Below are 11,254 nucleotides of genomic sequence, written 5' to 3'. Positions count from 1 at the left end.
ATCCGGGTTGATGCTTGTTGTCTATTGGTACACCGTCGGATGCCGATTGCCGTGGAGGTCAGGGAGGGCAATCGGTGACCACCGTTCGATCCGGTGCCGAGGCGGGAGCCGGCGTGCCGGAGTCCGGAGCTCCTTCCGGGAGCGGAGGTTGGCGCGGCGACTTCGCCATTCTGTCGACGGCGTCGGCGGTGTCGCAGCTCGGTTCGATGAGCGTGGCCGCCGCGGGCCCGCTGCTCGCCCTCGCCATGACGCGGTCTCCGATCGCCGCAGGTTGCGTCACTGCGGCGAGCGTCGCTCCAGGGCTGCTGTTCCATGTGGTGGCCGGAGTCGTGGTCGACCGTATCGATCGCCGCAAGGTGATGCTGGCGAGCCAGCTGGTGCGCATTGTCTCGGCCTCGGTCACCTGTTTGTGCCTGCTGCTCCTCGATGATCCGGTGTTCTTTCTGATCACGGCCGCCTTGATCGACGGTTCGTGTGCGGTCTTCTTCGAGACCGCGGAAATCGCCGCTGTGCCGGATCTGGTCGCAGAGAAGTCATTGAACGCGGCGATCGGAAGTAACGAGGCCAAACTCAACGCGTCGATGTTCCTGGGTCGGCCCTTGGGTGGCGTGCTGCTCGCCATAAATCCGGTCATGCCCTGGCTCGTCGATGCATGCACCTCTTTATTTCCCTTTATTACATTGCTGGTCAGGAAGCGTCTCCTGCGCCGGGCGGCACCCGGAGAAGCGCCAGGCCGTCCGCGGCCCGGCGAGCCGGCGAGGCCGCGCGGGGACGCGGGTCGCGACGCCGCGGATCATGCGCTTCGCCCGGCGCTCGCCCTGCTCGCGAGGGACTCGTTCTCACGAGCCGTGCTCGCCGTGTGCGTGCTGGCGAACTTCTTCTTCCAGGTGATCGTGCTGTTGCAGATCCTGCTGGCGCAGCGGGAAGGCCTGCCGACCTATGTGGTCGGTGTACTGCTCTCCTGCTCGGGATTGGGGGGACTACTCGGGGCGGTCGGCTCCTCGTACCTTCTCCGCCTGACGGGGCCGTCCGCCTCACTGGTGCTCTGCGCGATTCTCTGGGTGCCCTTGGTATGGGAGGCGACCGCTCACCGGAGTCCCGTTATCGGCTTGGCGGCGTGGGGGGTGTGCAGCGTGCTCGGGGCGCACATCAACGTCGCGCTCCGGGCCCATCAGGCGAAGGCCTTCCCGAACGAGCTCGGCCGTATCACCGGCATCACCCGGTTCATCAGCGTCGGTGCCGTGGCACTGGGAGCGCTCAGCGGCGGTTGGATCATCGACTCGGTCGGAATCCACGGGACCGCGATCGTGATCCGCACGATCTTCGCCGCCGTCACGGCCGTCCTGATCGCGCTCTATTTCAAGGAAGTGTGCGACGGCCTGGTGATGCTCCTGGGCGAATTCCTGCGCGTGCTCGGGTTCACCGCCGCCTGGACGGGCCTTGTGGCCGTCTCGCTCCTGTGCTCCGCCAAGCGGGTCGGAAAGGGAATGATCCGAATCTGGCGAACACCCGTCACATCGATCGGGGCCGCGAGATCCGACGAAGGGGGCCTCGCTCCGCTCGCGGAGTCGGACCCCTGGCATGGCGGCCCGGTGCAGATTCACCAGAGAGAGGACGTCGGTGCGGTGGGGGCCGGAGGACGCTGATAGACCTGCGCGCCGATAACCGCGCCGCAGGGGCCTTCTTGGCCGGAGTGTGTCAGGTGACGCGGTTTCCGGTGGCTCCGTTACGTCATAGTGTGTCGGTTGATTCTCGGGCGCACACGGATGGCCGGGCAGGCGGGGTGATCCGCCGCGTGCGGGGCCGGGGCGGAGGCACGGGGCTTTGAGCACGTCGCTGAACGTCGATGATCAGCATCGGCTCGTCGAGGCGATCCTGCGCATCGAGGGGATGAGGGTCCGGCGGGGGCGCGAGGTGCTTCTGGCGGCCCTGGAGCGCGATCTCGGGCACCGGCTCCCCTTCGAGCACCACGACCAGGACCGGCTCGACGTATGGGCACTGGTCGACGTCCTGCTCAACTATCCGGGAGCGGCGCACGCGCTGGTGCGGAACCTGGAGCGGTTCTACAAGAACAGCCTCTCCGTGGCGGCGCTCAGCGACCTCGTCCGCGAGCTGATCCCCGAACCGTGGCTCGGCCAGGACGCGCGCCGGGAACTGCACCAGCTGATCACCTCGCTGGAGCAGTTCGACCCCGGGCTGACCCATCTCAGCCGGTTCCCCATGCTGTACCGGCGGGCCGTCGGCCCCGCGTGGCCGCTGCTGGACCGGGAGATGCGCAGCCTCCACGACGTCGTCGCCCTGCTCGAGGAGATCCCGGCCGGTCGCGACGGGGTGCCGCCGCTGCTGATCTTCGCCGACGACCTGGCCCGGTACGCCGCCCAGCCGACGGCGCCCGCCATCCGGGACTGGGTGCGCCGGCAGGCGGTGTTCCAGGGCGTGGACGACGCGCTGTTCCAGCGGCAGAACGCCGAGGTCGAGGCGCGGGCGCGGCCGGAGCCGTCCGAGACCTACCTGATCATCGCGTGCACGCCGGACGCGCTGGAGCCGGACCGGTACCTGGTCACGGCGTGGCTGCAGGTGGACCGCGAGCCCGGCAGCACCCTGCAGTGCAGCGACGAGGCGCTGCCGCTCAGCCGGATCCCCGAGCTGCTGGAGCGGCTGCTGACGGCGGAGATCTCGGTGGTCGGCCGGCCCACGCCCGACCTCACCGTCGAGTTCGTGCTGCCGCGCCCGCTGCTCGGCCATCCCGTCGAGGACTCCAAGATCAAGATCGCGGGGTTCGAGCACCGCATCGGGATCAAGTACCCGGTGGTCGTGCGCAGCCTCGACCGGATGCGGCTGGCCGCGGTCCACCACGACTGGCGGCGCAAGTGGACGGTGCTGCGCGGCAACTCGGTCGACGCGCCCGTCTGCCTGGTCACGCGGCGCGGCGAGTACGACCAGGAGGAGCTGTTCTCCAGGCTGTCGGAGTCCCCGGCCGTCCTCGCGCTGGCGTTCCCGCCGTGGGCGGCGAGCGACGAGCCGGACGAGCACTGGGTCGGGCTGCTGTCCGGAACCCCGGTGATCGCCTGGTGCCGGGACGGCCGCGACCCGGCCCGGTTCGCCCGCGAGGTCAAGGACCTGCTGGCCGCCGACCTGATGAAGCTGCCCCGGCGGGCGATGGAGCTGCGCCGCCAGGCGCTGTCCGCCGGAGCGGAGGAGGCGGGAACGGGCCATCTCGGCCTCCACCTGACGCTGGTGTTCGACGACGCCGACCGCATCCCCGAGCCGTACGTCCGGCTCCGACCCCCCGCATAGCACCGGAAGGCCGCCATGACGACAGGACCGGAATCCAGCGACCCGCCCGGGGACTGGCGCATCTACCGGGGCGACGGTCTGCCGCACGATCGCGTGCACCGGCTGCCGCCGCCCCCGCCGTGGCGCCGGTTCAGCCCCGAGGACGCCGTCCGGGGACGCGGGCGGCGGGAGCAGCAGGCCGTCTCGTACCGGCCCGACGAGTCGGTGATCGACAAGGTGAACGCGGCGGTCCTGCTGCGGCGCCCCCTGCTGGTGACGGGCAAGCCGGGGTCGGGGAAGTCCACCCTGGCCTACAACGTCGCCTACGAGCTCGGTCTCGGCTCGGTCCTGTACTGGTCGATCACCAGCAACACCACGCTGGAGTCCGGGCTCTACCACTACGACGCGATCGGCCGCCTGCACGAGGCGAGCCTGCGCGGCGTGGGCGGACGCACCGACACGGCCGATCCGCCCGACATCGGCCGGTACATCCGCCTCGGTCCGCTCGGCACCGCGCTGCTGCCCGGCGACGCCCCCCGCGTCCTGCTCATCGACGAGCTCGACAAGAGCAACATCGACCTGCCGAACGACCTGCTCAACGTGTTCGAGGAGGGCCGGTTCCCCATCCCCGAGCTGCAGCGGCTGCCGGAGGAGCAGGCCCGGATCAACGTGATGACCGAGGACGGCGGCCCGCGGGTGCCGATCGAGCACGGCGAGGTGCAGTGCGCGAGCTTCCCGATCGTGATCATCACGAGCAACGGGGAACGGGAGTTCCCGCCCGCGTTCCTGCGCCGCTGCGTCCGGCTGGTGATCGAGCCGCCCGGCCGGGAGCGGCTCGCGGAGATCATCGAGGCGCATCTCGGCGCGGAGGCCAGGGCGGGGAGCGAGGAGCTCATCGAGCGGTTCCTCGCCCGCCGGGCCGACGGCGCCCTCGCCACCGACCAGCTCCTGAACGCCGTCTACCTCGCCACGTCGGGCAGCAGGCCGCCGGACGGCAGGCTGGACGAGATCCTCGACGCGGTGCTCCGCCCGATCGAGATGCCCGGCGCGGGATGATCGCCCGGCTCGTCGAGGTGCTGCAGGCGCTCGACCCGCCGCCGACGGCGGAGGAGATCGCCGACGCGCTCTGGCTCGCCGCCTGGTTCCGGACGCACGAGGGCCCGGCCCACCACGTCCCGGCCGGGGCCGCACGACCGGGCGGCGGCCCCGCCGGTCCGCCGCCGTCGCGGCGTCCGAGCGAGCCGCCCACGCCGTCCCCGCCGGAGCCACCGCCGCCGCGGCCCGCGGAGGCGGGCCTGTACATGGCCGGGCAGGAGGTTCCGGCGGCGTCGTTCCCCGTCCGCATGCCCGCGATGCCGGCCATCTCCCGGACGCTGCCGCTGGCGCGGGCGCTGCGCCCGCTGCGCGCGACCGTCCCGTCGCTGACCCGCGAGATCCTCGACGAGACCGCGACCGCGCAGCGGATCGCCGAGACCGGCGTGTGCGAGCCCGTCATGGTCCCGGCGCGGGACCGCCGGCACGACCTGGCCCTGGTCGCGGACGTCGGGCCGTCCATGGTGGTGTGGCGGCAGACGATCGAGGAACTGCGGGCGCTGCTGCAGCAGCTCGGCGCGTTCCGCGACCTGCGGACCTGGTATCTGGACACGGGCGGAGAGCGGCTGTCGCTGCGCACCGGGTCGGCGTTCGGGGTCAGCGCGGACCGCGACCCCGACGAACTCGTCGACCCGAGCCACCGGCGCGTCATCCTGGTCGTCAGCGACTGCATCGGCCCCGCATGGCGGGACGGCCGCGCCGCGGCGCTGCTCGGCCGCTGGGGCAGGACGGGGACCGTCGCGATCGCGCAGCCGCTGCCGCAGCGGCTGTGGTGGCGGACCCCCGCGGCCATCGAGCCGGTGCGGTTCGGGGCGTCCGGGCCGGCGCTGCCCAACGAGCGGCTCACCGTGACGCGGGCGCCGCTCCAGCCACCGGACGGCCGCCCGCTCGGCGTCCCGGTCCCGGTGGTCGAGCTGAACGAGCGCTGGCTGCGGTCGTGGGCGAACATGGTCGCGCACGGGGGCCGGGACATCATGGGCGCGGCCCTGTTCACCGGCCGGCCGGTGGCCGACGCGCCGCCGCCCGACGCCGAGCCCATGTCGGCGGAGACGCGCGTCAAGCAGTTCCGGGCGTCGTCGTCTCCGGCGGCGTTCAAGCTCGCCACCTACCTGGCGGCCGCGCCGCTGCGGCTGCCCGTGATGCGCCTCGTCCAGCAGGCGATGCTCCCGTCCTCCTCGTCCTCCGTCCTCGCCGAGGTCTTCCTCAGCGGGCTGCTGCGGATGGTCGGCCGCCCGTCGGACGGCGGCGAGGAGGAGATCGCCTACGAGTTCCACGACGGCGTCCGGGAGATCCTGCTGCAGGGCATGCGCAGGCGCGAGGTCCAGCAGGTGCTGCGCGCCGTGTGGGCCGTCGTCCGCGAGCGCATCGGCTCGTCGCTGGACTTCCCGGCGCTGCTCGCGGCGGTGGGCCGCGGCGAGGTGCGGCTCCCGCCCGACCTGCCGTTCGCGCAGGTGGCGGCGCAGGCGCTGGCCGGTCTCGGCGGCCAGTACCGCGAGGTGGCGCGGCAGCTGGCGACCGGTGCGGCGCCCGGCACGCCCGGCGCCGCGGACGGTCTGGGTGACGAGACGGCGGACGGGCTCCCGGCTACGGGCGGGCAGGAGGGCCCCGCGCCCGCGCCGGCGGTCCGCAGCGGCCTGCCCGCCCGCAATCCCGACTTCACCGGACGGGACCGGCTCCTCACCGCGGTCCGGGCGGCGTTGCAGGACGGGATGGCGGCGCTCCTGCCGGAGTCGGAGTTCGGCATGGGCGGGGAGGGCAAGTCCAACCTCGCGGTCGAGTACGCCTACCGCCACGCCGGCGACTACGACCTGGTCTGGTGGGTCCCGGCCGAGCAGACGACCTCGGCGCGCGCCGCCCTCGCCGTGCTGGCGCGCCAGCTCGGCATGCCGATGAGCGACGACATCAAGGACACCGTGGACGGCGTCCTGCGCGCGCTGCGCGACGGCCGTCCCTACGGGCGCTGGCTGCTCATCTACGACAACGCGCAGGATCCGGACCAGGTCGTGCGGCTGACCCCGCTCTCGGTCGACGGGGGCGGAAGGGGGCTGGGGCCCGGGCGGCACGTCCTGGTGACGTCCCGCGACCGCGGCTGGGAGCGGCACGCGTCGGTCGTCGACGTCGGCGTCTTCGAGCGGGGCGAGAGCATCGCGCTGCTCCGCCGCCTGGTGCCGGAGCTGTCGGAGGCCGAGGCCGACCTGCTGTCGGAACGGGTCGGGGACCTGCCGCTCGCGGTCGGCCAGGCGGCCGCGTGGCAGGTCGTCACCGGAGGCACCGTCGAGGAGTACCTCCGGCTGTTCGACCGCCGCCTCACCGAGTTCACCGGAGACGGCGGGTCCGAGGAGCTCCCCGGGCCGCTGGCGGCGGGCGTGAGCCTCAACCTCGACCTCCTCCGCGAGGAGAACCCGGTCGCGGGCCTGCTGCTGGAGCTGTGGGCCGTCTTCGATCCGGAACCGGTGCCCTGCGGGCTGCTGACCGCCGGACGTTCGGCGGAGCTGCCCGCCGAACTGACCGCGCTGCTCGCCGACGAGGCCCGGCTGTGCGGCGCGATGCGCGACATCTCCCGGTTCTCCCTCGCCCGCTTCGACGAGGAGGCGGGCAGCCTCCAGGTCCACCGGCTCGTCCGGGCGATCCTCAACGACCGGCTGGGCGAGGACGGGCGCCGCAGCGTCCGGAAGAGCGTCCACGGAATCCTCAAGGAGGCGACCCCGGACGAGCAGCCCGAGGTCGAGTCGACCTGGGAACGGCGCTCCGAGATCACCCCGCACGTCATCCCGTCGGGGGTGTTCGAGGCGGACGATCCCGAGATCCGGTACGTCGGCATCGATCAGGCCAAGTTCCTCTACCAGTCGGGGGAGTACGAGGGCAGCCGGCGGCTGGCGGAGATCGCGCTGGACCGGTGGCGCGACCGGTACGGACCCGACGACGACGACGTCCTGGACATCTCTCGCGTCCTGGCGAACGCCCTGCGCGGGCTCGGCGACAACCGGGCGGCCGCCGACCTCAGCGAGGACAACCTCGCGCGGACGCGTCGCAAGTACGGCGACGACAACCTGCAGACGCTGTTCGCCGCGAACGGGTTCGGCGCGGACCTGCGCTTCCGCGGCGAGTTCCGAAGGGCCCATGAGATCGACCTCGACGCCTGGCGGCGCCTGCGCAGGATCCATGGGGACGTCGACGCCGACACCCGGCTCGCGGCCAGCAACCTCGCCCTCGACCTGCGGATCCTGGGCGAGTTCCAGCAGGCGCACGATATCGACCGGGAGGTCTGGGACGGCGGGGGCCAGGCCTACCGGCAGCGTTTCCGCGCCACCCACAACCTCGCGCGGGACCTGCACGCCCTGGGAAAGTTCGGCGAGGCGCACCGGATCCAGGCGGAGAGCCTGGCCAATCTGCGGCCCGTCCTCGCGCCGGGCCACGCGCTGGTGCTGCAGGCGAAGATGAGCCATGCGGGGACGCTGCGGAAGCTCGGGCGTTCGGTGGAGGCGCACCGGCTGGCCACCGAGACGTTCGCCGCCCATGTACGGCGGTTCGGCGAGGAGCATCCGAACACGCTCGCGAGCCAGGTCTGCCTCGCGCTCGCCACCTGCGCGATCGGACGTCCGGAGGAGGCGCTGCCGCTCATCGACCGGGCGCTGGACGGCTACCGCCGGGTGATGGGGGACGGGCATCCCTTCGTCCAGGTCTGCGCCATCGACCGCGGCGTCGTGCTCCGGCGGCTGGCGGAGGTGTACGCGGCGCAAGAGACCGACCAGGCGGCTCTGGCGGACCTCGAAGCCGGGGTCCTCGGCCCGGACCACTACTACGCGCTCTGCGCCACCGTCGGCCTGGCCAACGACTACTACCTGCTCGGCGAGCTGGAGGCCGCGGCGGGGCTGCTGTCGGGCGTCCGGGAGAAGATGATCGCCTGCCTCGGCGAGCGGCATCCCTACGCGCTCGCCGTCGAGCTGAACCTGGCGCGCGCCCGCGCCGCCATGGGCGGGGACGGGAACGTGTCAGGTCCGGCGCTGGCCGCGCTGAGACGGGTGCTGGGCCCGGACCATCCCGAGGTGTGGGCGGCCGAGCGAGGCGAGCCGCTGGAATGCGACCTCGAGCCCACCGCCCTGTGAGCCCACCGCCCTGTGAGCCCGCCCGATCAGCGGCCCGGCGCGGCCGTGGTGAGGGCCAGATCGTCCTGGACGGTGCGTCCGATGTGGCTGATCAGCGCCATCAGGTCGGGGCAGTACACCGACGGGTTGAGGTAGCCGTCGCCCTCCCGGTACCGGTGCGCGTAGGCGCCGCCTCCGCAGATGTCGCGCACCGCGCACGTCCTGCACGTTCGTGACAGCGCCGCGATGCCGATCTGGCGGGCGACCACCCCCGGGTGCGACAGCGCCTCGTCGAACCCGCTGTCGAAGACCGTGAGGCCGGTCTCCGGCGCCCCCGGGTACGAGGTCTTCAACGTGTCGACCTGCTGGAGCGTCCCGTCCGTGTCGACCACGATCATCGCGACGGGGGAGAGGCCGATGTTCTCGCTGCGGCTGCGCGCACCGAGCAGCAGGTTGAGGATCTCCTCGAACAGCCGGACGCCCGTCTCCTTGTGCGGCGCGCGGTACCAGCGGTCGAAGATCGCGATGAGCCAGTCCGCGTAGGGGGTGGCGTCGCCGCCCGCGGGACGGTGCGGCGGCGGGGCGCTCCACGTGCCGTGCGGCAGGAGGAAGTCGATGCGCGGGGGCCGCGTCTCGATGAGCGCCTCGTAGGTCCGGATCGGGTCGTTGTCGAGGTCGACCGTGCAGAGCAGCCCCCGGTAGAGCCGCCGGTACGAGCCGGCGAGCCTGGTCAGGCCGCGCATCACGTCGGCGTGGCTTCCCCGCCCGTCCGCGCGGAGCCGGTGCCGGTCGTGCCCCTCGCGGTCGCCGTCCAGGCTGACGGCCACGCCCACGTCGTTGTCGTCGAGCATCGTGAGCATCGCGTCGCTGAGCAGGACCCCGTTCGTCTGCATCGTCACTTCGAGGTCGCAGGACGCCGGAAGCGCGGCGCGGAACCGGTCCACGGCGGCGGCGATCGCCGGCCTTCCCGCGAGCAGCGGCTCGCCCCCGTGCAGGACGACCGTCACGTGGGAGAGCGCGTGCCCGCGGGCGTGCTCGCCCAGCCGTTCGGCGGTGGCCGCGATCACTTCCGGTGGCATCGCGCGCGGACGCGTCCGCCACGTCTGATCCGTGCTCTCGTAGACGTAGCAGTAGTCGCAGGCGAGGTTGCAACGGCCGTGGATCTTGAGCACGACCTCGGAGAACGGAACGGGGCGCCACCCGCCCTCGACCAGACCCGCGACATCGAGGCCGCCGAACGGCCATTCCCGCTCGCTGTCGGCGGTGCCCGGCATGGCGGCCTTCCTCCCTCGGGCTCCGGACCGTTCCTCGGCCGCGTTACCCGTTGGTCGTGGAAGAGTCGTCCTCGGCCAGCTTGTTGTCGAAATGGGCCACGACGCGGCCGGAGGCGCGGCGTTGGGCGCTGGAGTAGACGGCGCTCGCGCGCAGGATCTCGTTCGCGCTCGACGACAGCCGGTCCAGTTCGCTGAAGCTGGGCTTGGACCAGACGAAGGGGGCCGCGCGTCCGACGGACGCTGTCGTGCTGCCATGAGTGTTCGGCACAGCCGTCTCCCCCTCTTGTCCCGAATCAGAAAGCGTCGCGGTTCCCCTGTCTCAGGGGCCACCAGCCTAGCGGCGACGAGACGATCATAGGGATTCGCCCCAGCGCCTGACGGCGGTATGGGGGAAGACACGCCGGGAGGACGTGCACCGGAACGGACGTGCCCGAGAACCTCTCCCGTGCCCTTGCCGACCGCGTCGGCGGTCGAGGACGCTGAGGGGGTGGAAGGGAGGGGCGCGTGGGCGACGCGGCGCGGACGGGTGGGTGGCGGCCCGGGGGGTTGTGCTCGTTCCTGGTGTGCGACATCGCCGGGTTCAGTTCGGCCGAGCGGGACGATCCGGTGCGGGTACGGGTGCGGAAGGCGATGTACGACGGGCTCGACCGGAGCCTGGAGGACGGCGCCGGGGTGCGGCTGGACGACTGCTACCACGAGGACCGCGGCGACGGGGTGATGGTCGTCCTGCCGGCCGAGGTGGCGACGGAGCGGCTGCTGACGACGGTGGTGGACCGGCTGCGCGCGGAGGTGCGGCACCACAACCGGGCGGCGAGCGAGGCCGCGCGGATGCGGCTGCGGGTGGCCGTCAACGTGGGGGAGGTGCGGGCGGACGAGCGCGGTGTGGTGGGGACGGAGCTGACGCACACGTTCCGGCTGCTGGACGCGGCGCCGCTCAAGGAGGCGGTGGCCGCCGCGGAGACCGCGATCGCGGTGATCGTGTCGCGGCGGGTGTACGACGACGTGGTGCGGCACGGCCGGGGGCTCGTCGATCCGGGGGACTACTACCGGGTCGAGGTCGAGGTGAAGGAGACCGAGGGCGAGGCCTGGATCATGGTGCCGGGCATGCGGCCCGCCCCGGCGGCGGGCGGCGCTCCGGCGGCGCGCAGCGGGCCGGTCGCGTTGCGCGAGGACGGCCCGGGCGGGGGCGACAGGACCGGCGGCGACCAGGGATTCGTGCCGCCCGCCGAGGTTCCGGTGCCGGTGCTCTTCCAGATGGTGGACGATCTGCTGGGCATCCCGCAGATGCGGAACGAGCGGGGCCGCGAGCGGCTGGTCGGGGCGCTGTCGCCGGGCATCGCGGGCGTCATCCCGCGGTCGCCGGAGGCGAAGGCGGACCTGTTCGCGATCCTGCAGACGTGCCTCGACTATCCGGGCGGCCTGCAGCAGTTCCTGCAGGCCGTCCGGGGGTTCGTGGGCGAGTCGATGGCGGTGCGGCGGCTGGAGCAGACCACCGCCCGGCTGCTGCTGCCGCCGGGCGACGGCTGA

7 protein-coding genes are annotated in these 11,254 nt (G+C 72.6%); 5 read left to right on the top strand and 2 right to left on the bottom strand.

The features are described from left to right. Positions 1-74: 74 nt before the first annotated feature. From J4557_RS19885 to fxsT, 4 genes are all read left to right on the top strand, one after another. Positions 75-1,646, top strand: a complete 1,572-nt coding sequence (locus J4557_RS19885; protein ID WP_208268227.1) for an MFS transporter — start codon at positions 75-77, stop codon at positions 1,644-1,646. Positions 1,647-1,824: 178 nt separating this feature from the next. Beyond that, complete coding sequence (locus tag J4557_RS19880) at positions 1,825-3,297, top strand: VMAP-C domain-containing protein (RefSeq protein ID WP_208268226.1); 1,473 nt, start codon at positions 1,825-1,827, stop codon at positions 3,295-3,297. Positions 3,298-3,312: 15 nt separating this feature from the next. Continuing rightward, entirely contained in the window at positions 3,313-4,332 is a 1,020-nt protein-coding gene (locus J4557_RS19875) for an AAA family ATPase (protein WP_208268225.1), read from the top strand. Continuing rightward, entirely contained in the window at positions 4,329-8,474 is a 4,146-nt protein-coding gene (gene fxsT / locus J4557_RS19870) for an FxSxx-COOH system tetratricopeptide repeat protein (protein ID WP_208268224.1), read from the top strand. The genes J4557_RS19875 and fxsT overlap by 4 nt, the downstream gene beginning before the upstream one ends. A gap of 26 nt (positions 8,475-8,500) precedes the next feature. Here fxsT and J4557_RS19865 read toward each other — a convergent pair whose 3' ends face one another. Together J4557_RS19865 and J4557_RS19860 are read right to left on the bottom strand one after the other, a co-directional pair. Further along, positions 8,501-9,727, bottom strand: a complete 1,227-nt coding sequence (locus tag J4557_RS19865; RefSeq protein ID WP_208268223.1) for an FxsB family cyclophane-forming radical SAM/SPASM peptide maturase — start codon at positions 9,725-9,727, stop codon at positions 8,501-8,503. Between the two features lie 43 nt (positions 9,728-9,770). Continuing rightward, positions 9,771-9,995, bottom strand: a complete 225-nt coding sequence (locus J4557_RS19860; protein ID WP_208268222.1) for a hypothetical protein — start codon at positions 9,993-9,995, stop codon at positions 9,771-9,773. Positions 9,996-10,231: 236 nt separating this feature from the next. Between J4557_RS19860 and J4557_RS51695 the strand changes: the two genes are divergently transcribed. Next, positions 10,232-11,254, top strand: a complete 1,023-nt coding sequence (locus J4557_RS51695) for an effector-associated domain 2-containing protein (RefSeq protein WP_208268221.1) — start codon at positions 10,232-10,234, stop codon at positions 11,252-11,254.

Source organism: Actinomadura nitritigenes (assembly GCF_017573545.1).
Lineage (GTDB): Bacteria > Actinomycetota > Actinomycetes > Streptosporangiales > Streptosporangiaceae > Spirillospora > Spirillospora nitritigenes.
Note: the sequence above shows the minus strand (reverse complement) of the source record. Positions and strands in the feature narration are given on the sequence as shown.